The sequence below is a fragment of the Chroococcidiopsis sp. SAG 2025 genome (assembly GCF_032860985.1).
Lineage (GTDB): Bacteria > Cyanobacteriota > Cyanobacteriia > Cyanobacteriales > Chroococcidiopsidaceae > Chroococcidiopsis.
The window spans coordinates 5,583,272-5,609,656 of sequence record NZ_JAOCNC010000001.1 but is presented as its reverse complement, the minus strand read 5'-3'; the positions used below and the strand labels follow the sequence as shown (position 1 = coordinate 5,609,656).

The 26,385-nt window shown below is 44.7% G+C and carries 26 protein-coding genes and 2 tRNA genes; 10 read left to right on the top strand and 18 right to left on the bottom strand.

Features of this window, described 5'->3' with window-relative positions:
* Nucleotides 1-211: 211 nt before the first annotated feature.
* Nucleotides 212-517, bottom strand: coding sequence for a hypothetical protein (locus tag N4J56_RS27560; RefSeq protein ID WP_317109342.1), 306 nt, complete (start codon nt 515-517; stop codon nt 212-214).
* 21 nt (nt 518-538) lie between these two features.
* A complete protein-coding gene (locus N4J56_RS27555) occupies nt 539-1,447 on the bottom strand; it encodes an alpha/beta hydrolase (RefSeq protein ID WP_317109341.1) in 909 nt (302 codons plus the stop codon).
* Between the two features lie 360 nt (nt 1,448-1,807).
* Here N4J56_RS27555 and N4J56_RS27550 point away from each other — a divergent pair, with 360 nt between their 5' ends.
* The 3 genes from N4J56_RS27550 to fba all read left to right on the top strand — a co-directional run bounded on the left by N4J56_RS27550 (nt 1,808) and on the right by fba (nt 3,906).
* Nucleotides 1,808-2,335, top strand: a complete 528-nt coding sequence (locus tag N4J56_RS27550; RefSeq protein ID WP_015156799.1) for a GNAT family N-acetyltransferase — start codon at nt 1,808-1,810, stop codon at nt 2,333-2,335.
* 191 nt (nt 2,336-2,526) lie between these two features.
* Nucleotides 2,527-2,598 (top strand) — tRNA-Lys (locus tag N4J56_RS27545).
* Nucleotides 2,599-2,826: 228 nt separating this feature from the next.
* Entirely contained in the window at nt 2,827-3,906 is a 1,080-nt protein-coding gene (fba, locus tag N4J56_RS27540) for a class II fructose-bisphosphate aldolase (RefSeq protein ID WP_015156797.1), read from the top strand.
* 68 nt (nt 3,907-3,974) lie between these two features.
* On the opposite strand, the gene N4J56_RS27535 is transcribed toward fba, so the two are convergent.
* The 5 genes from N4J56_RS27535 to N4J56_RS27515 form a co-directional block, all read right to left on the bottom strand.
* Nucleotides 3,975-4,787 (bottom strand): carbon-nitrogen hydrolase family protein, encoded by an 813-nt coding sequence (locus N4J56_RS27535; RefSeq protein WP_317109340.1) that lies wholly within the window; start codon nt 4,785-4,787, stop codon nt 3,975-3,977.
* 377 nt (nt 4,788-5,164) lie between these two features.
* Nucleotides 5,165-6,937 (bottom strand): M61 family metallopeptidase, encoded by a 1,773-nt coding sequence (locus N4J56_RS27530; RefSeq protein ID WP_317109339.1) that lies wholly within the window; start codon nt 6,935-6,937, stop codon nt 5,165-5,167.
* A 179-nt stretch (nt 6,938-7,116) separates the two neighbouring features.
* The gene (locus N4J56_RS27525) at nt 7,117-7,374 is read right to left on the bottom strand and encodes a hypothetical protein (RefSeq protein WP_317109338.1); all 258 of its coding nucleotides are present in this window, start codon (nt 7,372-7,374) and stop codon (nt 7,117-7,119) included.
* Complete coding sequence (locus N4J56_RS27520; RefSeq protein WP_317109337.1) at nt 7,317-8,387, bottom strand: hypothetical protein; 1,071 nt, start codon at nt 8,385-8,387, stop codon at nt 7,317-7,319. Before N4J56_RS27520 ends, N4J56_RS27525 begins: the two co-directional genes overlap by 58 nt.
* Nucleotides 8,388-8,520: 133 nt before the next feature.
* Nucleotides 8,521-9,705 (bottom strand): HetZ-related protein 2, encoded by a 1,185-nt coding sequence (locus N4J56_RS27515; protein WP_317109336.1) that lies wholly within the window; start codon nt 9,703-9,705, stop codon nt 8,521-8,523.
* An 810-nt stretch (nt 9,706-10,515) separates the two neighbouring features.
* Between N4J56_RS27515 and upp the strand changes: the two genes are divergently transcribed.
* Nucleotides 10,516-11,151 carry a uracil phosphoribosyltransferase gene (gene upp / locus N4J56_RS27510; protein WP_317109335.1) on the top strand — a complete coding sequence of 212 codons (636 nt, stop codon included), beginning with the start codon at nt 10,516-10,518 and terminating at the stop codon, nt 11,149-11,151.
* Between the two features lie 39 nt (nt 11,152-11,190).
* Here upp and N4J56_RS27505 read toward each other — a convergent pair whose 3' ends face one another.
* From N4J56_RS27505 to N4J56_RS27490, 4 genes are all read right to left on the bottom strand, one after another.
* Nucleotides 11,191-12,120, bottom strand: coding sequence for an ABC transporter permease (locus tag N4J56_RS27505; protein ID WP_317109334.1), 930 nt, complete (start codon nt 12,118-12,120; stop codon nt 11,191-11,193).
* A 101-nt stretch (nt 12,121-12,221) separates the two neighbouring features.
* Entirely contained in the window at nt 12,222-12,767 is a 546-nt protein-coding gene (locus N4J56_RS27500; RefSeq protein WP_106168179.1) for a superoxide dismutase family protein, read from the bottom strand.
* 335 nt (nt 12,768-13,102) lie between these two features.
* The gene (locus N4J56_RS27495) at nt 13,103-13,519 is read right to left on the bottom strand and encodes a hypothetical protein (RefSeq protein WP_317109333.1); all 417 of its coding nucleotides are present in this window, start codon (nt 13,517-13,519) and stop codon (nt 13,103-13,105) included.
* A gap of 53 nt (nt 13,520-13,572) precedes the next feature.
* A complete protein-coding gene (locus N4J56_RS27490; protein WP_317109332.1) occupies nt 13,573-14,514 on the bottom strand; it encodes a M48 family metalloprotease in 942 nt (313 codons plus the stop codon).
* A 595-nt stretch (nt 14,515-15,109) separates the two neighbouring features.
* On the opposite strand from N4J56_RS27490, the gene N4J56_RS27485 reads away from it, so the two are divergent.
* The 4 genes from N4J56_RS27485 to N4J56_RS27470 all read left to right on the top strand — a co-directional run bounded on the left by N4J56_RS27485 (nt 15,110) and on the right by N4J56_RS27470 (nt 18,775).
* The gene (locus tag N4J56_RS27485; RefSeq protein WP_317104593.1) at nt 15,110-16,378 is read left to right on the top strand and encodes an IS701 family transposase; all 1,269 of its coding nucleotides are present in this window, start codon (nt 15,110-15,112) and stop codon (nt 16,376-16,378) included.
* A gap of 21 nt (nt 16,379-16,399) precedes the next feature.
* Nucleotides 16,400-16,723 carry a fluoride efflux transporter CrcB gene (crcB, locus tag N4J56_RS27480; protein ID WP_317110718.1) on the top strand — a complete coding sequence of 108 codons (324 nt, stop codon included), beginning with the start codon at nt 16,400-16,402 and terminating at the stop codon, nt 16,721-16,723.
* 151 nt (nt 16,724-16,874) lie between these two features.
* Entirely contained in the window at nt 16,875-17,552 is a 678-nt protein-coding gene (locus N4J56_RS27475) for a class I SAM-dependent methyltransferase (protein WP_317109331.1), read from the top strand.
* Nucleotides 17,553-17,623: 71 nt separating this feature from the next.
* Nucleotides 17,624-18,775 carry a quinone-dependent dihydroorotate dehydrogenase gene (locus tag N4J56_RS27470; protein WP_317109330.1) on the top strand — a complete coding sequence of 384 codons (1,152 nt, stop codon included), beginning with the start codon at nt 17,624-17,626 and terminating at the stop codon, nt 18,773-18,775.
* Nucleotides 18,776-18,839: 64 nt separating this feature from the next.
* Here the strand turns inward: N4J56_RS27470 and N4J56_RS27465 are convergent, their stop codons facing one another.
* The 7 genes from N4J56_RS27465 to ndhL form a co-directional block, all read right to left on the bottom strand.
* Entirely contained in the window at nt 18,840-19,622 is a 783-nt protein-coding gene (locus tag N4J56_RS27465) for a hypothetical protein (protein ID WP_317109329.1), read from the bottom strand.
* Between the two features lie 145 nt (nt 19,623-19,767).
* Complete coding sequence (holB, locus tag N4J56_RS27460) at nt 19,768-20,715, bottom strand: DNA polymerase III subunit delta' (protein WP_317109328.1); 948 nt, start codon at nt 20,713-20,715, stop codon at nt 19,768-19,770.
* Nucleotides 20,716-20,838: 123 nt separating this feature from the next.
* Nucleotides 20,839-22,248, bottom strand: a complete 1,410-nt coding sequence (locus N4J56_RS27455) for an FAD-dependent oxidoreductase (protein WP_410500612.1) — start codon at nt 22,246-22,248, stop codon at nt 20,839-20,841.
* Nucleotides 22,248-22,907, bottom strand: a complete 660-nt coding sequence (gene tmk, locus N4J56_RS27450) for a dTMP kinase (RefSeq protein ID WP_317109326.1) — start codon at nt 22,905-22,907, stop codon at nt 22,248-22,250. Before tmk ends, N4J56_RS27455 begins: the two co-directional genes overlap by 1 nt.
* Nucleotides 22,908-22,997: 90 nt before the next feature.
* Complete coding sequence (gene trpA, locus N4J56_RS27445; protein ID WP_317109325.1) at nt 22,998-23,798, bottom strand: tryptophan synthase subunit alpha; 801 nt, start codon at nt 23,796-23,798, stop codon at nt 22,998-23,000.
* Nucleotides 23,799-23,808: 10 nt separating this feature from the next.
* Complete coding sequence (locus N4J56_RS27440; protein ID WP_410500611.1) at nt 23,809-24,120, bottom strand: DUF3007 family protein; 312 nt, start codon at nt 24,118-24,120, stop codon at nt 23,809-23,811.
* A 36-nt stretch (nt 24,121-24,156) separates the two neighbouring features.
* A complete protein-coding gene (ndhL, locus tag N4J56_RS27435; RefSeq protein WP_015156778.1) occupies nt 24,157-24,369 on the bottom strand; it encodes an NAD(P)H-quinone oxidoreductase subunit L in 213 nt (70 codons plus the stop codon).
* Between the two features lie 312 nt (nt 24,370-24,681).
* Between ndhL and N4J56_RS27430 the strand changes: the two genes are divergently transcribed.
* Together N4J56_RS27430 and N4J56_RS27425 are read left to right on the top strand one after the other, a co-directional pair.
* Nucleotides 24,682-24,766 (top strand) — tRNA-Leu (locus N4J56_RS27430).
* A 323-nt stretch (nt 24,767-25,089) separates the two neighbouring features.
* Complete coding sequence (locus N4J56_RS27425; protein ID WP_317109323.1) at nt 25,090-26,325, top strand: hypothetical protein; 1,236 nt, start codon at nt 25,090-25,092, stop codon at nt 26,323-26,325.
* Nucleotides 26,326-26,385 lie beyond the last annotated feature (60 nt).

Genomic DNA, 26,385 nt, shown 5'->3' with positions numbered 1-26,385 from the left:
GGTTAACTTAAAGAAAATTTTATACTATGTTGCGTTCTCTTATGGTATCCATACCAACATTATACTCTCAAAGCTTACTACTAAACTTCTTTGAGTGATTGACTTTATAGCTACAAAGTAATAAAAATCGGCAGACGATCGGTCGTTAGTTGTCAGTGACTAGCAGCTAGTATCAGTGGCTTGAAGAATCTAGTTACCTGATACCTAGTCACTAGACACTTAAGTTGTCTCCTTTGTCCTCTTCTAACTGCCAGTTTGCCAACAACTGCTGTATTCTCAGCCGTTCGATATAAGGCCAACCGCCCGTAGTTTCAACGTCTTTTAGTAAAGCGTAAAGTGCTTGACGATTATCTGGCAAAGATTCTTGAAATAAGCCATCCCGAATTTCCCGATGCAATTGCTCTAACTGTCGCAGTAAGGCTAAAAGAGCGAGATTATCTCCCCGACACTTATCGGCTAAACTCAAGACGATAATAGCAATTTGCTGTAACTCTGACTCTTCTAGCTGCCAATTCATGCTGTTTTGGAGGGGTGAGGACTATTTGTACTGCGTCACTATAGCTCGAATTTGCTCGGCGACCATATCTGTTTGTTCTAACATTGCCAAATGTCCGCATTCAGGAATTTCGATCGCATTTTCGCCACAGGCTTGAAACAAGGGGTGAAAACTGGCGAGATGGCGGACGTATTTTGGTTCCATAATCTTGTCTTTGTCTCCTGCCAAAAAATAAACTGGTTGTTGGAGCTGTGACACGATCTGTGGTAGGCGATTAATTTCAGTCTCCGTAGTAGAGTCTAGAAGCGCTCCTAGAGCTGCTTCTGGATGAGCGATCGCCAGATCGACAATTCGCTGACGACCCCACGAGCGGGCGATCGCCCTGGCGACATTTGCCCGCGTCATCCATAAATCGACTAACGGTAATAAAGGCAACCAACGGGGACGAAGTTTCACCAACTGAGTCCCAACTGCGCGAAATTGCTCGAAAGATTCCTTCAGATAAATTCCGCCACCAGCATTCACGCAAATGACCCCCTGTACGGACTGGGGCATTTGCTGAGCCGTCCAGAGCGCGATCGTCCCGCCAAGGGAGTGACCGATCAACCAAGCGCTGGAAATGTTAAGTTCCTGCAATAAACATTTCAAATCGCGAGCATAAGCAGTGGGTGAATAGGGAGAACTATCTTCTTTTGTAGCATTGGAGCCATTTAGCGCCAGATCCCGAGTATCTGCTTCAGCCTTCTCTTGAGAAGAAATGGCGTGAGATTGACCAAAGCCACGCAAATCGTAAGATAAACATTGATAGTCTACTGCCAGCCTTTCAATCAGAGGTTGCCAGTAGGCACGGCTGAGCAGCCAACCGTGAACGAATACCAAAGCATGGGGAAAAGTCGTCGGTGCAGTCAACTCGTAAACGTGACGCACTCCCGCAATCTCTATGGTTGCCATGCTTCTATCCTAGCCTTAACGCTACCTCAGCAGTTGTAGAGTTTATCTTTACTTCTTTCTTTTGACAGAACGCTTGCCCTAGAAGTTTCCTTCTTGCCACTTGCCGCTTGCCTCTTACCCCTAATTCCTTTAAGGTGCTAAAGTTAAAAATGGCTGGTTATGAGTAAGCTAGTTGTACTTCAACTCTAATTCTGTGTCTCTCACACTAGGGCATTCATCTGGCAACCAAACTGCTGCTTGAATCGGGTGGTGGGAAAGTAGACGTTAGAACTTGGGTAAGAACAGCGAAACTAGAAAAACTAGAAGTATCATACTAGTTCGTGTCGTCAATATCGTTTCTATCTCATAAATTGCATTGGCATGGGTTTTTGGAAAGGCTGGTTTAGCGGTTCTGAAACTGCTACCGGAACCAAGACAGCGCCAGTAGAGGAGGAAGCCGTCGAATCTATGGGCTTTTCTGCTCTAAATGGTGAAAGTATTGTTTTTAGCACCGATCGCAACATCGACCTTTACGAGTTGGAAGAACTTTGCGATGCTGTCGGTTGGGCGCGTCGTCCTCTCCGTAAGGTTAAAAAAGCGATTCAGCACAGCTTTCTCGTCGTGTCGATGTGGCAAGTACGAGGAACTCAGCGAAGGCTAATTGGATTTGCCCGTGCTACTTCAGATCATGCCTTCAACGCTACTATTTGGGATGTCGTCGTGCATCCTAGCTTTCAGGGAAAGGGGCTAGGTAAGGCATTGATGAAATACGCAATTAAAAAACTTCGTGCTGAGGACATCAGCAACATTACTCTGTTTGCCGACCCTCATGTGGTAGATTTTTATCGGGGTATGGGTTTTATGACCGATCCTGAAGGGATTAAGGGGATGTTTTGGTATCCCAACTAGCCAGGGAAGGGAACAGAGAGCAGGGAGTAGGGAAGCGGGCGGAGGACGCGAGGTGTCCTCGCGCCTTTTAGCCGCATAGCAGGGGAGAAAATTTTTTTCTTGCAACTGGCGCGAAATGCAGTGACTTTGAATAAGTGCTTGCACAAATCCAGTAACTTCTGGTAAACTAGTAAAGTTGCAAAAACGCAAAAGGGTCGCTAACTCAACGGTAGAGTACTCGGCTTTTAACCGAATAGTTCTGGGTTCGAATCCCAGGCGACCCATATTTTTAACTCGATATGTTTGTCTAGCGTTCAAGTAACAGTAAACGCTGGACAAATTGGCTTTGGCTCCAAAGCAGCAATAAAGCGATCGTGGTGAAGGTATCCCAGCACCTTACCTCATCTCTAAATCTAAGTCTCTAGTAATGATCTGAAATTTATCTTAAGATTAGCGTAATAAACACGCTCGTTCAAAGCAACTAGCTGATAACAAAACTAGGAGGACATTGTATGGCGCTCGTACCAATGCGGCTGATGTTGGATCACGCGGCAGAGAATGGATACGGCATTCCAGCTTTCAACGTGAATAACATGGAGCAGATCCAAGCAATCATGCAGGCTGCTAAAGAAACAGACAGCCCCGTGATTCTACAAGCCTCTCGTGGCGCTCGTAAGTATGCAGGTGAAAATTTCCTGCGTCACCTAATTTTGGCAGCAGTAGAAACTTATCCTTATATTCCTATTGCCATGCATCAAGATCATGGTAACGAGCCTGCTACTTGCTATTCAGCAATCAAAAATGGCTTTACCAGTGTCATGATGGATGGTTCTCTAGAAGCTGATGCTAAATCCCCAGCTAGCTACGAATACAATGTCAACGTTACCCGCGAAGTTGTAAAAGTAGCTCACGCTCTAGGCGTTAGCGTAGAAGGCGAACTCGGTTGCTTGGGTTCTTTAGAAACTGGCATGGGTGAAGCTGAAGACGGACATGGTTTTGAGGGTAAGTTATCCCAGGATCAATTGTTAACAGATCCAGATCAAGCAGTTGATTTCGTAGAGCAAACTCAAGTAGATGCTTTGGCAGTGGCAATTGGAACCAGCCACGGCGCTTACAAGTTTACCCGCAAGCCAACAGGTGAAATTTTGGCGATTAGCCGCATTGAAGAAATCCACCGTCGTTTGCCCAACACTCACTTGGTCATGCACGGTTCTTCCTCAGTACCCGAAGACTTACTGGCTCTAATCAACCAGTACGGCGGAAAAATTCCCGAGACCTACGGCGTGCCAGTTGAAGAGATTCAAAAAGGGATCAAGAGTGGAGTACGGAAGGTAAATATCGATACCGACAACCGCTTGGCAATCACTGCTGCGGTACGGGAAGCTCTAGCTAAAGATGCTAAAGAATTCGACCCCCGCCACTTCCTGAAGCCTTCCATCAAGTACATGCAAAAAGTCTGTGCCGACCGCTATCAGCAATTTAGCGCTGCTGGCAACGCTAGCAAGATCAAGCAAATTTCTACCGATGATTTTGCTGCTAAGTATGCTAAGGGCGAATTAAACGCTATCACCAAAAAGACTGCAACCGTGTAATTCAACACAGCGTTGCCAGACAAGCGTAGGGTGGGCATTGCCCGCCCTACATTTTTGCTAATTGCTAGTTAAACAAATACCCGATGCTGTAACGAAGGCATTTGGCGGCGGACTTGTTCGAGACGAACGGGATTAATTTCCGCGATCGCCACTCCTGGGCGATCGCCTGCATCGGCTAAAATAACTCCCCAAGGATCGATAACCATTGCATGTCCGTGAGACTGACGTAGGGCGTAATGTTTCCCTGTCTGCGCGGGGGCAAGAATATAACAAGTATTTTCAATTGCTCTAGCTTGTAACAAGATTTGCCAATGGTCTTTACCAGTGTATGCCGTAAAAGCCGCTGGGATAAACATCACATCGGCTCCCTTGTATGCTAAGTGGCGGTAGAGTTCGGGAAAGCGGACATCGTAGCAAATGGAAAGCCCTAGATGACCCAATTCTGTAGAGGGATAAACTACTGGTAACTGCGTTCCAGCTTGTACGGTACTGGATTCGCGGTAAGTATTGCCATCGGGTAAGTTGACATCAAATAAGTGTACCTTTTGATAGCAGGCGAGTTCTTCCCCACTTGGTCCAATCAGTAAGGCTGTATTATAAACTTTGCGATCGTCAACTGGTACGGGAAACCCGCCGCCGAGAATTGTTACCTGAAACCGTTGCGCGACAGTTCGGAGAAATTTTTCGCTTTTCGAGGCGATCGCTGCTGCTTGGGCAATTTTATCCTCTTCCCGTCCCAAATAAGAGAAGTTTTCCGGCAAGGTAATCAACTCCGCGCCTTGACGGACGGCAAGTTCGATTAATTCTTCAGCCTGTACCAAATTTTTCTCTAGGTCAGGCACGCTAGTCATTTGAACGGCAGCAGCGAGATAAGACTTCATGTATATTCCGATAAGACAATCTGAAGTAGATTATTAAAAATATATCCTTCAATAGTGCCTTTCGCGTATCTCAGAAAAGTTCTGTTTTTTTCCTGTCCCTTGTCTTCTTCTAGCGACAGATAACTATTAACCAACAGCAGGTTGAGTCTGCGCTGTTTGATTTTGTGGCTCCCAAGACTCATTAACTAGGATAACAAGGGAACTCAAGAATCTGCCGCTACCACTTTGAGGATTGGGTAGAGTGCTGTCGGCTTTCGCTCTACAATAGCTTTGACATACTGCCCAGCATAGAAGGACGCGGTTTTAAACCCATTCTCTTGGTAACAGTGCAAAAGGCTGCTCGAACTTTGAGACAGCCTTTTTTAAAAAAGGAGATATTAACAGCGACTCCCAAGCCATCCCTCATAGTTGTGTTTTTGAGTCGGAGAGGGATTTTCTACTGGGACAACTTGATAGCGACTAGGACGAGGAGCAGCTAAAGTCACAGTATGAGTGCATAGTTCTTCTTGATGGAAAACTGTAACTTCGATCGCATCTCCTGGTTGGTAATCTCGCAGGCGATCGCTCAGATTATTTGCTGTTGCTTTTAAGCCATCAATTGCTAGTAATTCATCCCCAGGCTCGATTCCGGCTCGCTGTGCTGGTGCATCGATCTCCACAAATTTAATCGCGTCCTTGCCATTTTCTGCTTGCACTTTCATACCTATATAAGGCACGGATTCCTCATCTTCTGCGACTAATTTCAACCCAAAGGGTTCGAGATAACGATCGAAAGGTAATTCTTCCGTACCATCAATGTAGCTTTTAAAGAAATCATCTAAATTTGCTCCAGCCACAGATTCAATAACTTGTTTTAACTGTGCCGGAGTAAAACCAATTTCATCTTTGCCGAATTGCTGCCACATCAGACGCATTACATCATCTAGCGAGCGCCGATTTTGATGTTTCTCTCGGATCGACAAATCGAGTAAAAGCGAGACTAATTCTCCTTTTAGATAATAGGAAATTTGGGAATTGTTAGTATTATTGTCGTAACGATATAGCTTAATCCAAGCATCAAAACTCGACTCAGAAGCAGGCTGTACGAGTCGTCCTGGCGTAGTTTGTAGGCGAGTAATTTCCTTACTCAAATTCTTCAAATAAGTCTTATCGTTATAAATACCCGCCCGTAAAGGAATAGCTAAATCGTAATAGCTAGTTGTCCCTTCACAAAACCACAGCGACGGCGTGTAATTTTCGTTATCGTAATCGAAAACCTCTAATGCTTTTGGACGAATTCGCTTAACATTCCAAAGGTGAAAAAATTCGTGGGCAACAAGTTGCATGAAGCGCTCGTACTTGTCGCGATCGCGAAACCCAAAGCGAGAATAAATCAACGAGCAAGCAAATTTATGCTCTAACCCACCATTATTTTGTGACGCTAGATGCAACAAAAATATGTACTTGTCGTAAGGTAAACCACCAAATAGTTCTGCTTCTACCTCGATAATCTTTTTAATATCGGGAATCATCTTGGCAGCATCGGCATTACCTTTACCCCAAATCGCCAGTTCGTGCGACTTACCCGACACCTCAAACTGATACGATTGGTGACAGCCAATTTCAAACGGACTGTCTACCAACGTATCAAAATCTGTGGCAGTAAACGTGTTGGTTTGCCCCGGTACTGCTGGTAGAGGAGTTGTGACGCGCCAATCCGATCTTGGTGGTGCGATCGCGACTTGGATCGGTTGCTGTTCTAGTCCTGGGAGGCGACAGAAGATAGCCGCACCGTTAAAATAGCCGTGAGTCGCATTGAGGTGATTCGTCCTTACTGACAGCTCGTTAGCATGGATGCGGTAGCGTACAGTAATGTCAGAGCGATCGCCTGTTTCTACTTGCCAGTGATTTTTACTTAACTTCTGCCACGCTAAAGCCTGTTCCCCCGCGCTGGCAGAAAAATCTTGTAAGTGTTTGGCATATTCTCGCACCAAGTAAGAACCTGGTGTCCAAACTGGCATTTTTAAATCTAATACTGGCAATTTCCAACCGCTTAAATGCAAAACAACCTCAAACAGATGATTTTCTGGTTGAGGCATGGCAACTTGATAATGAATTGTTGGTGTAAAGCTAGAAATCTTACCAACTTGAGTTAATGTAGCTTCAGTCATCAATGGTAGTGAGTTGTTGGACTTAGGATAAATCTAACAACTCTTTAGTGGTTGTTGGTTGTTTCCTAGCCTCCTCTGCCTCTGAAGCCCCTGAAGCCCCTCTGCTCTGTTCCCCGACTCCTGTACGGGCGGCTTTCTAAACCCGCCCCTACTGACTCTCGACTCCCTCATAACACAGGTCACTGCTTCAGCTGTTCCAATTGCCGCTCTACGTTTTCGATGATTTGATTGAGAGCGAGGAGAGACTGGTATCTTTCGCCATGTTCTTCAGCGTCGATGCTAGCTCGTTCTTGCAGTTGGCGCAACTTTTTCTGAAGCTGGTTGGCGATCGCCATTGCGTCGCGGCTTAAAGTATCTATTTGTTGTTGTTGATAAAACTCTAAGGCTTCTCCGCGCAAAACTTGTAAAGTTGCTTGTTCGCCGTTGCTACCTGGCATGACGCGCAGGCGCAATAACACTCTTCGCCATGATAAAAACGCTCGATCTCTACCTGTTTTGCTTCCTTCGCTGGCGCAAGAGGCATGTGCGTCAATTCTTTCAGTTGTTCGATCGCCTCTTGAAACAGCTTTGCTGGAACTTCTGTTAGCACGCACTGCAAGTTTCCATCTTGGCTACACACGATCCGCCCTTGCTGTGGCGACTTGCGCTCAAAATAAAGCCGTCCAATGCCTTTTTCTAAAACCCGTCCGAGTAATTCTCGTACGAGTTTCTTGGGAGGTAGGGTTTTGAGGGACTCGACTGAGTTAGTAGAATAACTAGCTGGTACTTTAATCGCCGACAAACCTGATGGAGTTAAGTTTGCTGGAGATTTTTGCTGGGACTTTGGCGTTCCGCTCCCGCCTAGACCAGATGGTTTAGCAGCAGTTTGTTGAGATTGTGCCGATTTAATTCCACCTAAACCAGAATGTCTAACAGCAGATTGTTGGGATTGCGGTGTCTTAATTTCATCCAATCGAGAAGGTGTGGGTTGTGGCGTTTGTGGCTGAGAAGTCTTCCGGGCTGCAATATTTTCTCGCTCGTCAGCTAAAATAAGCGTCGGTTTGTCATTCGGGCTGAGTCCTGTTGGTCTGTCAGTTGTAGGTTTAGCAGCAGACGCACCAGGATATCCCGCAGCAATGGAGTGCAGCTTATCTGAGCTTAAATCGTTGTTTTTTGAGCGATTTAAGTAGGCTGACATGAGCTGGCGGTGGTCTTCTGAGTCGAGCGCCTGGAGTACTAAAGTGTATTTTAAATATGCAGCGATCCGTTCGACGTATTCTATGGCAGCAGTATCGTCTAGATTTACCATTCCCAAAATTAGGTTTTGTCCCTCTACAGCTACATGCAAAACTTGATGATATAAGCAAGCTTCAAAAGGCAGCATTCTATCAATGAGGCTGTAGATTTGCTCGGTATTCAGTTGGAGTCTACCGCTTGCTGGCTCATCATTTTGGGAATGAAACTCTACCATAAAATTAGAATATTTTTCTGTATACTAACACTCTCAATGTATTCGCGTTCAGTAAAAACACGCAACGGTTAAGTACTTTAGTTTACAGAGATTTGAATGGAGAAACGGAAATAATAAGTTGAGGTGAAATTCCTCATGCTTGGCTGCGCATTTCTTGAGCTATCAAGTAGAGTTTACCCCATTCAGTCATAACCTGATGGCTCTTTAAATTCAAGGTTTTCGCAATTTCTTCATTATTCTGATTCGCTTTTTTCAACTGGACGATTTGTTGTTGAATTGGAGTTAATTGCCTTAAAAAGTCTTCCCACTGGTTTTGTGTCAGTCCCATGTTGTGTTCTATAAGGGAAGTCTCCAGCCATTCGCTCACGAGTTCCGGTTTATGTTTGAGTCCAAATACCCGTACGGCATGATAGTTAATTTTCTCTCGCAAACGATAGATCTCTTTAACTGAGATGTTTAACTGAGCAGCGATCGCTTCTTGCGACTTACCTTGTAAGTAAAGCTGGAGCCATTGTGCGGCAGTAGTTCCCAGATTTTCTTCGAGATAGCTAGAAAATTCTTGTTTCACTAGCTGTCGCGCGGTTTGCTGTTCTTCTAAGCTTTGTTCTTCTTGATAGTCTGCGACTGCTTTAGGATCTAACAAGCTAAAGGAGTTATCGCTATCATCGCCTAGTATTTCTTCAGACAGCAGGCGTAATTTATTATTGACAGGAACTTGTGTGACTCCTCCCCGTGCCGTGCGGCGCAAATAATTGACAAAGCGATAGACCAATAAGGGTTGACTGCGGATCGGGCGCAAGCAATATTCTTCTAAACTAGCAAATAGCAGAGCGTTGCGTAATTTTAGGTCGTCCGTACACTCAGCAATCCAAGCTATTTGCTGTTGCATATAGCGATCGCTTTGCAATAATTCTTGTAGTACTTCTTGCAATACTTCTGTAACTTGACGCTGGCGATCGCGACTCATAGATACGAGCGTGCGGATTTTATTGCGCAACAACTCCAAACTACAAAGCCTTGTCATCAATTGACGATAGGCGCGCTCTGGTGGCATTCCTAAATAACGTTGCTTGAAGATGCGAAAGCGATATTCCATCGCTTGTTTGGCGATCGCTTGTTCGTTGGTGCTAAGTTGTTCCCAATCTTCGATCGCGTTGCCGACTAACCAACGAATGATACTCTCTCTCGTGGCATCGCTTTGTTCTGGACATTCAGTGCCTAGATGCGATCGCCAACTTTGTATCAGGTCTGTTGCCAACTTACTCATGAGATGGCACTCCTCCAATCCCTGCTTTACAGTTTGCATAACAACCTGCATTCTTCCTACCTACTACCTTTTGGAGCTGCTTGGGTTGGCAGTATGTGGTGTTTCAGGTCGTAATGATGAAACTTTCATCTCTTTTTATTCAGCAATCTTACCGACGCTGTGACTAATAGAGTGAGTTCCTAGCCAGCAAGGCATCAAACTTTACATTTGGAAGTCTTGTCAACGTTCTCCCCATGCGTGTCATGACCCTAGCTGGCTTGTCATCAGTACGAACTTCCACCCATATACTGTGAGTAGCGGTTCAGTTACCCAATGGACACTTATGAACCTCTATTTATTTCTCAAGTCTCAGTACAAATATCGTGCAATAATTTATATTAATTTACATTTGCTCTCAATGGTAGGATATTTTTTAGAAATGATTGGATAAATTACTAATATAATATCAAGTAACAATGCATTAAACATACCAATTTGTCAAGATTCAATGTTGAATTTTGTCTTAAATCATCTCTTTTTCGTCTAGCTCGAAAAAATTCTGTATTTTTAACTACAGCAGAAATATTTTTTGATGCATCGTTTTAGTAAAGCTGCGAAATGTTTTAGAAGGAGATTTTAGAAAGGCGATCCGAAGGGACTTATGAGTCAGTTAGTGTCTAAGTTTCAGGCTCAAAAAGTAGAGATATTTTAGCTAGTAAGTGCTATATAACTGACTATTGCTTGATTGAGATTGACAAATAACTCGCGAGCAATTCTGTTGCTCTCATAGTGAATCGTTTCCAAAAAATACAGTATATGATGAAGCTTGCTCTATTTTCGCAAGCTATTTTTAGAAGTATTTAGATCTATTATTGCTCCAATATGCAAGCCGAAGTTCATGTTATCGACCATCCATTAATCCAACACAAATTGACGCTGATGCGGAAAGCCGAAACTAGTACGGCAAAATTTCGCACGTTGTTGAAAGAAATCAGCTTGTTATTAGCTTACGAAGTAACGCGGGATCTACCGCTCAAAACCGAACCGATCGATACGCCAATTGCCTCTACAAACGCGCCAATGCTAGCTCCCGATAAAAAGCTAGTGATAGTATCGATTTTACGGGCAGGGCAAGGAATTTTGGATGGAATGTTAGAGTTGATGCCTTCCGCACGGGTAGGACACATAGGCTTGTATCGCGACCCCAAAACTTTAACAGCGATCGAGTATTATTTCAAAGTTCCCGATGAGGTGGAAAAACGAGATGTCTTAATTGTCGATCCAATGCTGGCAACAGGGAATTCGGCTATAGCTGCCGTGGATCGTCTCAAAGCTATTAACCCTTACTCCTTAAAATTTGTCTGTTTGCTAGCTGCGCCCGAAGGAATTAAACATTTCCATTCTCAACATCCTGACGTACCAATTTATACTGCTGCAATTGACGATCGCTTAGATGAACACGGTTATATCGTTCCTGGCTTAGGAGATGCAGGCGATCGCTTGTTTGGCACGAGATGAAGTGTAGAGAGGTTACATGTAACCTCTCTACACTGGTTGCTACTCGCTTTTTTCCTTGAGATAGGGAAGACCTAAAGCAGATGGGGGAGAAGATTTTCCGGCTAAGCCAACCAGGGCGAGAAGGGCGATCGCGTAAGGTAGCATGACCAAAAATTGATAGGGAATATTAACACCCAGAGCTTGAATGCGAAGTTGGAGAGCTTCGGTAGCGCCAAATAGCAAGCAAGCCAAAGTAGTACCGATGGGATGCCATTTACCAAAAATCAGGGCGGCGATCGCAATAAAACCTTTACCAGCACTCATCCCCTCGGCAAAAAATTTTACCTGTACCAAACTTAAGTATGCTCCTCCCAACCCCGCCAAACAACCGCTGAGAATGACGCTGAAATAACGCACCAGTAGTACGGAAACTCCAGCCGTATCCGCAGCACGGGGATATTCCCCTACAGCACGGAGGGTTAAGCCAGGATGAGTGTAAAACAATAAGTAATTCGTAAATACAACCAGAAAAATTAGCAAATATACTAGAATATTTTGCGCGAATAATAGAGAACCAATTATGGGAATATTGACTAACCCAGGAATGGCGATCGCCTCAATACCTGGTAATTTCTGCGCACCACCGCTAAAAATCAGCCGCGCCAGAAAAGATGTCAAGCCAGCAGCAACTAAATTAATTGCCAACCCAGAGACTAACTGATCGACACGCCAAGACACGCTCAGTAGTGCGTGCAGTAGCCCTACCATACCTCCAGCTAGAATAGCCGCTAATACGCCTAGCCAAACGTTGTTACTGTAAAATGTTGCAGCCGCGCTAGCAAAAGCACCAGCGAGCAACATCCCTTCTAAGCCAATGTTTAATACCCCAGATCTCTCTGAATAAAGACCCCCTAAAGCTGCAAACGCTAGCGGTACGGCAAGACGCACGCTAGCAGCTAGATAATCGGCAAAGAAAGATTCATTAGTCATTTGTCACTGGTCATTTGTCATTTGGGAATAGCTAATTTTGACTTTTAACTTTTAACTTTTGACTTATTCCTTGCCAATTATCTGCTGGAGAATCAAGAAGTTTAGCTTTGTTCGATCGCGCCACAGGCAAGCCGACCGCCGCCCGATTGTGCTGCCGTGCCTCCAGATATCATTAAATCGGGTAATTGGTGAACGATGATAGCGCTGCTATCTTCATCAAATAGAGAGACGGGGCTTTCGTAAAGGGTAATACGACTGGTAGCAGTTATCAGTCTGCCCTCACCTTTCTGATTAATGTCTATATTTGGTAAATCTCCTAAATGATAAGGGTGATTTTCTTGGACAGGTAAGGAGCTACCGAATGGTCCTGGATCGAAATGTCCGCCAGCAGTACTAAATCGGGGTTCTGCTCCTTCATCACAAATAGCTTTTTCGTGGAAGTGAATGCCGTGTAATCCTGGTGTGAGAACGCCAGGATCTCCTTTCAGATAAAGATCGACAAGAGTAACTCCATTACTAATTTGCCGTAGCTTTAATTCTCCAGCAATATCGGGACCGAAGATCTTGGCTTTGGCAGTAATGGGACGAGAATCCTGAGCAAAACTTCCTTTAGAGGCAATGGCGAGGACGAACATTGACACAGCCATTGCGATTAGTACAACCCTAAATCCGAATTTTCTCATATAAATTAGTTCTGAAAACAGCACGGAGAAAAGCTGTTGAAGGCGAGTTTCAACAGCTATGGCAGATTTTTGGCGATTGCAAAAAGTTCATCGAATTGAGAAACTCGATACTTTAAAAATTACTACAGGGCTGGTACGAGTTTTTACGAAGATTTTCTGAAGATTGTCAGCAAATTTAGATAAGCGAGTTAAACATCGAACTCTATCGATCTGACCAATAAAAAACAGGAGAGTGGCGATCGCCACTCTCCTGCTCTAAAACAGCGCTATTTTATACTTGACACTCTTTCATTAGATACTTAGCGGTTAGAACCACGGGGAGCAGTAAAGGTATCCCAAGCGGCTTTCGCTGCATCTGCCAGCCGATCGCCAAATTCGTGTATTTCTCTGGCAATCGATTCCCAGTTCTTCTCGGCTTCTTGCTTGAGGTGTTCGTAGGAGTTTTCTAGGCGATCGCGTTCGATCGAGGGCTGATTCCGTTCTACAAACTCCCTTGCCTTACGTACAGCTTCTATGTAAGTTTCGCGAGTGAAAGAACCGGCAGATTGTGCCTCTAGTTGAGCGCGGGTTTTAATTGCTTCAATCAAGGCTTTTGTTTCGTTTTTAATTTCATCACTTTCCCCAGGCATTTGCTCGTCAACAAGAGCGCTGCTATCTTGGGGAATGATTTCGATTCTCACGGAGTTGTCTTCTTGATTGCCAATTTCATTAGTCATGGTTCGATCTCCTAAATGAGTAACTTGCGATCTATTGCTTGCTTAACTGATGACTACTGACCGAAGGAAAACTTAGTAGACTGCGGTAACTCTCTTTCCAATTTTAAAAGTTGCTCGATCCGTGCTTCAGTTGAAGGGTGGCTGGAAAACAATCCGCTCATAAATTGTCCCGAAAAAGCATTCACAATGAGTAGCGGTTCAAAAGCGGGATTACCCACCATCGGCAACTGTCTAGCAGCACTTTCTAACCGCTGTAGCGCTCTCGCCAAAGCCCGAGGATTACCAGTTATCCGTGCCGAACCAGCATCAGCAGAGAATTCGCGCGTCCGCGAAATAGCGAGTTGAATAATTGTTGCTGCAACAGGCGCAAGTGTAACTGTCAGTAATATTCCAATCGGGTTGACACCACCGCGATTATTTCTAGATGTTGGTGCAGAGAACCATAAACCATAGCTAGCCATTTGAGCCAGGAAAGAAATTGCCCCTGCGATCGTTGCTGCAACTGCTTGCGTCAGGGTGTCCCGATTTGCAACATGAGTCAATTCATGAGCAATGACACCTTCTAATTCATCTTCAGGCAATAATTCTAAAATTCCTTCTGTTACAGCAACAGCTGCGTGTTCGGGATCGCGTCCAGTTGCAAAAGCATTCGCTGCACGTGAGGGAATGAGGTACAGGGCAGGCATCGGCAAGCGAGCGCGATCGCACAACCGTTTTACCATTTGATATAGTCCTGGTGCTTGCTGGGGACTAATCGGTCGGGCGCGATAAGCTGCCAGTGCGATCTTGTCTGACTGATACCAAGATACTAGGTTGGTAATTGCAGCAATGGCAATACCAGTTATGACACCAGCGCTACCACCAAGAATCCAGTAGCTAATTGCAATTAATAAACCACTTAATAAACCTAGCAGTGCAACTGTTCTGAACTGATTCTGCAGATATTTTCTCCTTGTAATGCTGTTATTAATGCTGAATTTGTATAGGAACAACATTACTCAAAGCGCACTCTAATTGTATCGACCTTGATTCAGATTTAGGAGGCAGATAACCTCCCCCTTGAGTACGGATCTACTCACCTTTATGAGGGGTGAGAGAACACGATCGTGTCATGTCACAATTCTTTCTCAAGAAAATTACTAAATTGCTACTATCTATACAGATTTTGGATCTATCGGTAGTAATAAATATGAAGACCGATCCAGAATCAAACGTTAAAAAACAGTAGTTTAAAAATATTTGATAACTAGAATACAAAAATATTGACATTCACAACTGTTGCGATCGAGAACTACTGACTACTATCGCTGTAGTAGCGAGCGATCGTTTGTAGATGACAGATAATTTTATAGTAAGGTGAGCCATGCCCATCTTACTACCAACTAGTCATTATTATGAGTTGGCAAGATTTGATACAACTGTTAGCACTGCAACAGCCAGCAATTCGCAATCCGATCTCGATTAGTTTTGGTGCGATCGCTGGAGCTTTGAGTCGCTATTAGTGGGACTTTGTAAGAAAGATGGAGCAAATTGAGCTAGAATGCGGGTAGGAGTTGCGTTTTACGTCAGTCTCGACAGGAGCAACGTAAGGTGAAAGATCAAGTACCAGCAGCGATGCCGCAGTGCTTTGAGAACTGGTGTCGTCGGTTTGATGATGTATTTTCGCGTCAGAAGCAGCGGCAGGAATTTCGTGTTTATCTAGGGGGACTGCTGGGTGAGAGTCAGCGCAAAAACCTGAGCCAACTGGTCACAAATACAGTAGATGGCTCCTACAACAGCCTCAGACATTTTCTCAACAATGCCCCTTGGGATGAAGTCAAGCTAAATAATCGGCGGTTGGAGGTGATGCACCAGTGTCGCCAGACGACCCCGAGTCAAGGTTTCACATTGATTGTAGATGATTCGGGACATCGCAAAAGTGGTGCGGCTACTGATGGGGTAGGACGGCAGTACATTGGGGAGATTGGCAAGACTGACAATGGTATTGTGCTGCTGACTACCTACTTGTATGATGGAGTGCGACGTCTGCCGTTAGATGTTGCACTCTATCAACACGCAAGTTTATTCGAGCAAGGCAAGGCAGACCCCAACTTCCAGAAAAAACCTGACCTGGCTCTAGACTTGGTTGACCAATGCTTGAAGCGCGGTTATCGACCGGGTGTGACTGTAATTGATGCAGGCTACGGTAATAACACGCCTTTTCTCAAGCAGTTGGAGTCGAGAAACCTAACTTACGTGGCAGCAATCGCCAAAAACCGCCAAGTTACTGCTCAAACATCAGGTGATGAGTCTGCTCGTAAGCAGGGATTAGAAGCTATTGCTCAAACCTTGGCAGTGGAGCAGTTCACACCTGTGCAACTCAATCTGGAGCAGCCCCGGACAGTTTGGGTGGCGCTGTTACCAGTTCACGTTCCGAAGCTCGAAGGCACTCGCTGGCTGGCGATTCAACTCAATGCCTCTAGTTTCGAGCAAGCGACGGAGGTGGATTACTTTCTCACCAATGCCTCTGACAACCAAGTCAGTGCGGCTTGGGTAGCTCAAACATATTCTGCTCGCAACTGGGTGGAGGTCTTCTATCGAGAAGCCAAGGGCTGGTTGGGTTTGAGTGAGTATCAAGTTCGGGATGCTCTGAGTATGAAGCGTCATTGGGTTTTAGTGTTCATCGCTTACACCTTCATCCTTTGGCATCAGTTGACCGGCGGATTCCGCAGACGTTGGGCAACCAAACCCTTACAAACCTTTGCCGAAGCATTGGAGGCATTCCGCACCGCAGTCGAGTTTCGTTTGGTCCGCTGGCTTAATGAGCATGTTGATGTATTTGCCTCTCACAGAGCTAAGTTCGGCTATATTTGGGCTTAGAAAGTTTTAAAGTCCCATTATCTGACTTTATGGTTTGTGCAACGCTTCGGCACGAGTTTCCCCTACGGAACTTTTTTCATCAACCTCACAGGTTGTTTTGCGATGGGTTTTTTCACTACCCTTGCTTTAGAAAGGGCGATCGCAATTTCTTCAGAAGTTAGATTATTAGTTGCAGTAGGTTTTTTAGGTTCCTACACCACCTTTTCCACCTATGGCTTAGATACGGTAGCATTAGCAAGAAACCATCAAATTGCAACTGCTAGCCTCTATTGGTTAGGTAGCGCACTACTTGGGGTTGTCTGCGTACAGCTAGGAGCTACACTAGCGCAACTGGCGATCGAGTGACTAGTTATCAGTTATCAGTTACATGTAACGTCTGTACAAAGCGATCGGTTGACAGTTATCAGTTGACAGTGGCTAGTGGCTGGATTCTTTTCTAGTCAATCGTCACTCCTCACTATCCATTCACTACTTACTACTCACTACTCACTTCCCAATGACCAATAACAAATTACTAAGAATTCTAGAACCGGAAGTGATGGACTCTTGGGAGGAAGCAGTTGAATATGATGCGATGGATTTCGTAGAAGTCAACACTGCTTTTGCTCAAACCGCAAGTGAGTTATGTCGGTTGGACACAGCTAAAGTTCTCGATGCGGGGACTGGTACAGCTCGAATTCCAATTATTCTCAGTCAAATACATCCTCATTGGCAAATATGGGGAATTGACTTGGCAGAAAATATGTTGAAATTAGGTTTTCAGAACGTCAAAGCCGCAGGCTTGCAAGATCGAATCATTTTAGAAATAGTAGACGCTAGGCGCTTACCTTATCCTGACGATTATTTCGATCTAGTCATTTCTAATAGTCTCGTTCATCACTTACCGAATCCCTTACCTTTTTTGCAAGAACTCAAACGAGTATTACAACCCAAAGGAGCCATTTGTATTAGAGATTTAATTCGTCCAAGTGATGCGGCGACTATAGATCTGTTAGTTGAAGGAATTGGTACGGAATACAGCGATCGCCAGAAAGATTTATTTCGCGATTCGCTGCACGCAGCTTTTACAATTGATGAGGTCGAACAACTCGTCACTCAAGCCGAAATTCCGGGTGTGAGGATTTATCAATCGAGCGATCGCCATTGGACTGTAGAGAGGAGCTGGAGACATTAACCAGTGACCATATCTCTTACCTCTTCCCCTACTGCCTACTGCCTACTGCCTACTCCCTACTCCCTCACCAAGTGGATATTTACAAATCTGCAATTAGACCCTTTCTATTTGATGGAATTAAAGCCGATCCTGAGTGGATGCACGATCGCGTCATTCGTTCTTTAGATTGGCTGGATCGAAATCGCGCTCGTCCTGGTGTGAAACAGATTTTAGAGCAACTGCAAAAATCTACAGGCTTGCAAGATACGCGACTGCAACAGCAACTTTGGGGAATCGATTTTCCTAATCCTTTGGGATTAGCTGCTGGATTTGATAAGGATGGGGTAGCGGCTCATATTTGGTCGAATTTTGGTTTTGGCTTTGCCGAAATGGGGACGGTGACATTTCATCCTCAACCAGGAAATCCGCGTCCGCGTCTATTTCGATTACCTCAAGACTTTGCCGTTCTCAATCGCATGGGTTTTAATAATCATGGCGCAGCGGTGATGGCGCAACGGTTAGCTGAGAACAATAATTCTCCTACTTTTAGACCAATACCTTTAGGCATTAATTTAGGAAAATCAAAAATTACTCCCTTAGAAGCAGCAGCAGCCGACTATCTCGACAGTTTTCGGTTGTTGAAAGCCTGGGGTGACTATTTTGTGGTGAACGTTTCATCTCCAAACACTCCAGGGTTGCGATCGCTCCAAGACGCGGCTCAGTTAGGCTTAATTTTAGATGCCTTACAACAGGAAAATCAGGGAAAAAAACCGATTTTAGTGAAAATTGCCCCCGATTTAGAGTGGGAAGCGATCGTCGATATTCTTGACATTGCCCAAACTTATCAATTGGCTGGAATTATTGCCACTAATACCACAATCCGCCGTGATGGATTAAAAACGCAGATAATTGCTAAAACTGGCAAATCAATTGTCGAAGAAGCTGGAGGAATCAGCGGTTTACCCGTACGCGATCGCTCTACAGAAATTATTCGGTTTATCTACCAACAAACTCAAGGACAGTTACCAATTATTGGTGTTGGAGGAATTTTTACGGCTGAAGATGCTTGGGAAAAAATTATCGCTGGTGCTAGCCTGATCCAGGTTTACACCAGCTGGATTTACGAAGGAATCGGTATAGTCAACCGTATCCTCGCGGGATTGTTGCAAAAAATGGCAAAACACGATTTGATCTCTATTTCCGAGGCTAGAGGAAGTCAGTTATCAGTGACCAGTTATCAGTGACCAGTGACCAGTTATGAGTCAATCGTTAACTGTCAACCAACAATAACCAACCAACAAAAACTGGCTAAATTCGATAAAACTCCTTAGTCTCAGCCGAAAATCCCCAGGAAATGCCATCAGGATCGCGACTGCGAGTCCACTCAGGGAAATCTGGATCGTCTCGCCGCTTATACACAGTGCTGGAATAGACATTCAGCCGCTTAGCCAGTTCTGACTGGATCAGGGTTTGGGGTAAAGGTTGACTTTGGTTGTGGGATATTGATTGTTCTGTAGCTACTGCGGTGTCGTCCGGCTGTGGCAATTGTATGGAGGTTGCGCTTTCTGGAGCATTAGGAGTAGGAGAAAAAGCTGAGACAGTTTCTAACGGAAGCGATTCGGCTTGCTTAACTGACTGCGAGGCAATTTGCTGAGCATTCTGAGCTTTTTCTTTTGCTGGCTCTAATTCCTTAAGCGGTTCGCTCTTGTCCAGCATACTGCCTAAAGTGCTGGAGGTGATAAAGTAATAGACTGTCCCTAAGTCTTTATATTCCTGCCGCTGAGCGCCAAATTCGGCTGCTTTACTATCTAAATAGTATTTAGCTGTAGCAGCAGACAAATTTGCCTTGATTGCTAAATCTAATGGCGCGATCCGACCTTGATTAGCTTGAATGACTTGCAAAAAAATGGGATTAACTTGCCGACTCCATTGTTGCCACTGATAGTACTGCCATACTTTATAACCAATACTAAAGATTGCTAGCCCCAGCAGTAAAGGCCAAGTTGTAAAGAAGATGACGATCGCAAATGCTATCGGCAACAGCAAAATCAGAAAACCATCGACACCTCTTTCTAAAGATTTTTCTTTCATTGCAATTTTGGCAAAAAGATCCACTTGTTGGCAAATTAATCATAAACTTGGCAAAAGTAGAGTGCAATTTTTGTAACTCTTAACAATTGCGATCTCCTTGGGCTTTTTTGCCAACGGCAAAATTAGCAACTATCTATAGGGTGATTTATAGATATAAAGGCGTTCCCCGCAACATTTCTACATCTGTCAAACATAGTAACGTTACTTCCCAAACAAGTCGAGGCTGGGCATAACAGAGTAAGTAACGCCTAGTTGTCTCCAGTTTTTCCAAGGGAAAGTGCTGCATTTCGCTAGCCAAAAACTTTTGCCAGTAGCAATACTGAAGATAGTCTACCAACCAAATTTGAGTTTCTAAATCCAGAGTGCGATCGATTTGACGCGCAAGATTTAGGGCTTCATGGCAAGATGGAGGCATCTGCTGAAGTTTTGCCAGTAATTCAGCCGGAATTACCTCTAGCTTTTGCCAAGCCGCGATCGCTGCCCCTGGGCTGCCCTGCGCTAGTGCCAAAATAGCTGGTTGGCTCAAAATATGCGCGTAGCCGACTTGTTGTAGTACTTGAGCTAAAGACTGAGAGTCCAAGCGATAAAAAGGAATGCGCTGACATCTCGATACCAGCGTTGGTAATAACGATGCAGTAGAGGGAGCGATCAACACAATTGTCGCCTGTCCTGGCTCTTCCAGGGTTTTTAATAGCGCATTTGCCGCTGCCTCTGTCATAGATTCGGCTGACTCGATCGCGACTACAGCACGAGGTGCTTCCAGAGGTGGACGACTGAGAAATTGCTCGATGTGGCGAATTTGTTCGATGCGGATAACTGGTGCTGCTTTGCGTTTTTCTTCAAGCTGCGGAGGTTCGATCCACAAAACATCGGGGTGATTCCCCAACTGCAAGCGCTGGCGAACTTGTTGCTGCTTGGAATCTGGAATTTGAGAGCAGAATAATTGTTCTACAAAGTATTTGGCTGCCATGCACCTTCCCACGCCCTCCGGTCCCGCAAATAAATAAGCTGGAGCAACGCGATTTTGCGCGATCGCTTGAGTCAATAATTCTACTGCTTGATGCTGTCCTATGAGTTGGGCAAAAGCGGTCATGGAGAAGTCGTAATTCGTAAGTCGTAATTCGTAAGTCGTAATTCGTAAGTCGTAAGTCGTAATTCGTAAGTCGTAATTCGTAAGTCGGAAATTGTTTAATCTCCTCAGCTCCCGATCGCTCCCCTACTCACTGCTCCCTGCTCCCTGCTCCCTGATAACTGTCAAAATGCGCCAGATTGTTTTGGGATGGTAGAAGGCAAGAGGCGATTTGAGCATTTGCCCTACTTCCAACACTAAGGCATGTAGTTCTGGTCTAGAACTCGTACCTTTCATCAACTGCCGATTATACCAACGCATAAACTTGCCTAGCTTGCCTGACGACGATCTATTTGAATTGTTAGTTGGGTGCTGCTTTGTTTTTGGAAAGCCTAAGTCTTGAGTTGTTGCTATAGTCCAAGCTAGAGAATTTTGTTTAGCCAAACGTTTTTGAAAGTCTGAGGTGTCTAAATCTAAAGCACTTACATGAGAGCCATGTCCTTGCTTTAACCAGTCGCGTAATGCGATCGCTCCCACAGCACTGACTGTCATCCCCTGCCCATAAATCGGACACAGGGCGCAGACTGCATCGCCTAAAGCAATAAAACCTTGCGGTAGCTTGATTTTTTCGTAGTGATACAATCTGTTAGCAGTCGCACGATGAGCGTAGGTAGGCGATACAGGGTCGGCAGATGCGATCGCCTCGTAAAATCTCTGACTGGGTAGACTGCGGGCAAATGCTAAAAAGCCTTCATCGTCCAATGGTGGAAAATCTTTGTTATAGCCGCCTAGTGTAGCAATCCATTCTCCTCCCTCAATTCTGGCTAAATATCCCAACCTTGTATTATCCGGTGGCGATTGGGAAATTAACATAATTTTCCAATCTGCATCAAATCCTGCGGGAGCGCGGTAGCGGCGCGTTGCATAACCGAGAAACGGATTGACAACGGTTTCAGGCGGTGGGGTAAATCCCGCGCTTTCTAGCCATTGTGGTGCTTGGGAACGACGACCGCTAGCATCGACAATTAATGTAGCAAAGAGTTCGCTTTCCGTGCCTTCACCGACTGGACGTAAGTGAATACCTGTAACGCGATCGCCATGAGAATCTCGCACCAAACCCGTTGCGCGATGTTTGGCAATAATTTCAATATTGGGTATTTCTAAAATGCGCCGTCTAATTGCCCACTCTAGCAACGGACGGCTGCAAGTGCAGGAAATAATTTCTGAGGCAGATGTCGTGTTGGCACTCCAGTTACCGTAAGAAAAGTGATGAAACTCCCGCAACCAATCAATTGATAGTGCGCCAGCAGCGGAGAGTTCAGCACCGATTCCCGGAAAAAGTTCTTCTAATATTCTGTACCCTTTGGCAAACAAAACATGAGGTTGCACTGATTGGGGTACGCCTTTTCTAGCTTGAGGCTGGCTGGGTAGCATATCTGTATCAGCGATCGCGACAGTAGCAAAATCATCTGCTAGTACCCGTGCAGCCAGCATACCAGCAATGCTTCCTCCTATGACAACAGCACGATCTTGCCCGTGTCTCCGTGTTGAGTTCATCATCGCAGTATTTCGGCTAAGTGTTGGCGCAAAATCGTCTGAATCTGTTGACGAACTTCGCTTTCACTCAAACTAGCATCAACTCGTACAATGCGGTGTGGATCTTGTCGAGCTAATTCTGAATATCCCTGTTGAACGCGACGATGAAAGGCGATCGCCTCTTGTTCGATGCGGTCGTTGCTTCCCCGTCCTTTAGTTCTGGATAAACCGACTTCTACATCGAGATCTAACCAAATTGTTAAGTCGCTTTCCAGCCCAGCAGTTGCGATCGCGTTGAGTTGATGGATTAAATTTAAGTCTAAACCGCGACCGTAACCTTGATAAGCAATCGTGGAATCGGTATAGCGATCGCACAGAATAATTGTGCCAGAGGCGATCGCCACCTTGAGCGTTTCTTCTACGTGCTGAGCGCGATCGGCGGCGTACAATAACAATTCAGTCGTGCTGAGTATGGGTGCTTCACCTCTAGATTCCAGCAGCAAAGAGCGCAGTTTTGCCCCTAATTGAGTCCCCCCTGGTTCCCTGGTTACGATGACATCTCGCTTAGGAGTCGTAGAGCTTAAAATTTCCCGCAGCCAGGATTGTGTGGCTTGAATTTGTGTTGTCTTGCCACTACCTTCAACACCTTCAAATACAATCAGTTTGCCTGGTAAGTTCAAATTCGTTCTGTTTTCTCGATCGGTTATCAGTTATCAGTGGGAAGGGAGCAGGGAGTAGGGAGCAGGTATCTAGATGATTTAGGATCGAGATTATCTACTAGAAATAGCGGCTTTGAGACTGCGGCAAAATTCAGCGATCGCGGCGAGTCCTTGTTCTGGTGTCCCCTCCGCCAGACGCTTCACTATGGCACTACCTACAATGACTGCATCTGCACCCCACTGTTTTACTTGTGCTGCGTGTTCTGGCTGAGAAATGCCGAAGCCAATTCCTATTGGCTTATCGCTCATCTGCTGAATTTGTTGTAACAAGTCCTGCACTCGTGCTTCTAATCCAGTTCTGATCCCAGTAACGCCAGTCACGCTCACCAAATAAATAAATCCTTGAGAATGCTGCGCGATCGCTTCAATTCGTTCTACCGAGCTGGTAGGAGCTACTAGTAGTATGACTTCTACACCGTATTGAGTTGCCACCTGCAACAGGTATTCCGCCTCTTCTAGGGGCAAATCTGGTACGACTAATCCTGCTACCCCTGCTTGAGAGATCTGTTGAAAAAACGACTCGATTCCTCGGTATAAAATCGGGTTGTAGTAATTAAATAAAATAATTGGCGATCGCAAATCTGACTTGACAGCCGCGACTATCTCCAATACTTGCTCTAACTTTGTTCCCCGTTGCAAAGCGCGGGTAGCTGCTGCTTGAATCGTGGGTCCATCAGCCAGTGGATCGGAGTAGGGAACGCCCAACTCTATGAGATCTGCACCTGCCGCATCCAAAACCCGTAGTGCCTCAGCGGTCGTTGCTAAGTCAGGATCGCCAGCTGTAATAAACGGGATTAAGGCACACTCTTGGCGATCGCGCAAAGACTTAAAACACTCGGAAATAGCAGTCATAAAATAGGGGTTACGAATTAATCTTTTCTTCTTTTTCCAGTTCAGCTTGCAGCTTTTCCAGTTCTTCCGGTGAGAGTTCGTCTAACTTTTTTTGCCAGAAAGCTTCTTCATAGGCGCTTCGCTGCTGGTGATAGGTCATCTTCTTCCCCATCACGCGAAAGACATAGCTTAGCAGCCATCCAATTAAACCACCTACTAATAATAGCTGGCTCCAGATACCAGCTTCTAGATTATCTAAGCCAGCAACTTTTAAAGCAACGTATGCTAAGCCTCCAGCAGCAAAGACTCCTAGAGTCACTCCGATCGCGTCAATTCGTCGCATTGCAACTGTGTCAACCACTCCTATGTAATTCTTTACCTATGTCTGAATTTGGCGGCGCTTGGGTCGAAAGTTGAGAAAGGGCGATAAAACCAACAAACCTGGGAAGAAAAAGAATACCATAAAGTACATAAAACCGCGCTCGAAGGAAGTAGCCGTGTACCACCTGAGATTTAAGTAGAGCAGTAGTGCAATTGGGACGACAAGCAAGTATGCTCCTGCCAAAGCTAAGTACAGTAGGGCTACCATCATAAATTTTTTCCCAAGTAGGTATAAATGAACGAGCGATCGCCTGAGGCGAGTTCTTTGTTAACTAAGGTGTATTCCCTGTTTTTAGATATTGTACCGCTCTTCAGTTATCAGTTATCAGCGATCGGTGAGGTGAGTGGCGAGTGGCGAGTGGTAAGTTGTTCCGACTTACGAGTTTTCCCTTGTCTCCCCCCTCTCCCTTGTCTCCCTTGTCCCCACACCTACTTTCTTTTTTTTAGTTGCATAAATTTCCCTTTAGTGCTGGAATAGTAAAGCGGGGTAGACAACCCTGTCACAACTCACACTGATAGCTAAGGGGGCGTGGCGGAATGGCAGACGCTACGGACTTAAAATCCGTTGACCTTAAACGGTCGTGAGGGTTCAAGTCCCTCCGCCCCCATAAGATACTTTAAAAACCTCCGCTAACAGCGGAGGTTTTTGTGCTTTAATTACGTGTTTACGTGTTTACGTGTTTTCTCCGATTGCAATTGTCTGCCAACTTTTCTATTGAAATAGCTAGAAACTATCCCGGAATATTACTCAGAAATCTTCCTTTGTCGAACCCTTCTACCCGTAATTTTACGGATACTTGTTTACCACATGTTTACGCTAAAATTGCACAGAAATACTCTACTGTACTAAAACTTTTTAAACTATAGTTCATACTATATAACACCTAATTCGAGCGCGAACAAAATCGCTTCCTACATGGAAAGGCATTGTATGGTTAAGCCTACTATCTTCGATGCTACTGGTTCGTCCAGCGAAGCACAAACTGCAAGCAATCTTACCTCGCGGCAAACAAGCAACTTTGAAGAAGCACAGGAAACTATCTATGCTTACTTGTTAGATATTATTAAGCAGTGGTCGCCTGAAAATGTTTTGAAGGAATTCAGATATCTATTTATTCAAGATGACGATCCAATCAACTCCAATGTCATCCGCTCTATATATGAAATTGTGTTTGCCAACGATCGCCAAGAATTTCATTATACGCTCAAACGGTCGTGTTATATTCTCGTCAATAACTGGGTTTCTAAAAGAAAATTTAAATACATCCAACAGCTACTGGAAATTTTAAACGATCCGATTACTAAGCGAAAGTCTCTTTCGCCAATGGTCGATCGCTTAAGAGGTTGGATACAAGCTTTTGCTAAAAGCGACGATTATCAAAAATTAGAATTGTATGCTCAGGCTAAATTTCAAGAACACGCTCGTTGGAATTCTCGCTACGCACCCATCTTGCTCTCAACTCAATATAACGACTTAAGAAACCCAATCGAACAACGAGAAGCAGCGAGAAATAGAGCATTACAACTACGATGTAGATTCAAGTTTGATTTAGCGATGTATATGGCACGGTTTGAATCTGCTGGAATCGACAGCCAAATTCAAAATCCAACAGATGTGGGAGATGATATTCTCCGAGTCATTAAGTTTATTGTAGCTAAACGCGATACTTATAGCTATACAAACATGGCTAACGTATTTAGCAAAACAACTCAAGGACAGAACTACAAGAAGTTTAAGCAAAGTTTAAAAGATTATTTACTCTGCTATGGAGAAAGTCAGGAGTTCTCTGATACCTTAAAACTCAATTTATGGCATAAATTAGATTCGTTATATGAAACCTGGCACGACCAGCCGCTAACCGATACAATGTTGTTGAAAACATGCAACAAACTAATAGACTATTTAACAACAGATAAACGAAAACAGCCTTCACCGCTACTAGAATCATTAATATCGCAAGGTAATCCGCTTACAGTTGTCATACTTCTATTGAAGATTGTTTTAATTTGTCAACCCGCACGAATACGTTTAGAAGCTTGTGTCGCTGACTTAATTATGTATTATGAAAAGTCTCCAGAAAGTTGCGTTTGGATGACTAATTTTATTGAAATTTTCACGATTATCTTTGCCATTTATGCAGACAATATGACAATATCAGTTAAATGATATCTGATTAACTTTGTCGAACATTTGCAGGGTGAGCAATGCTCACCTGATGTCGAGCGA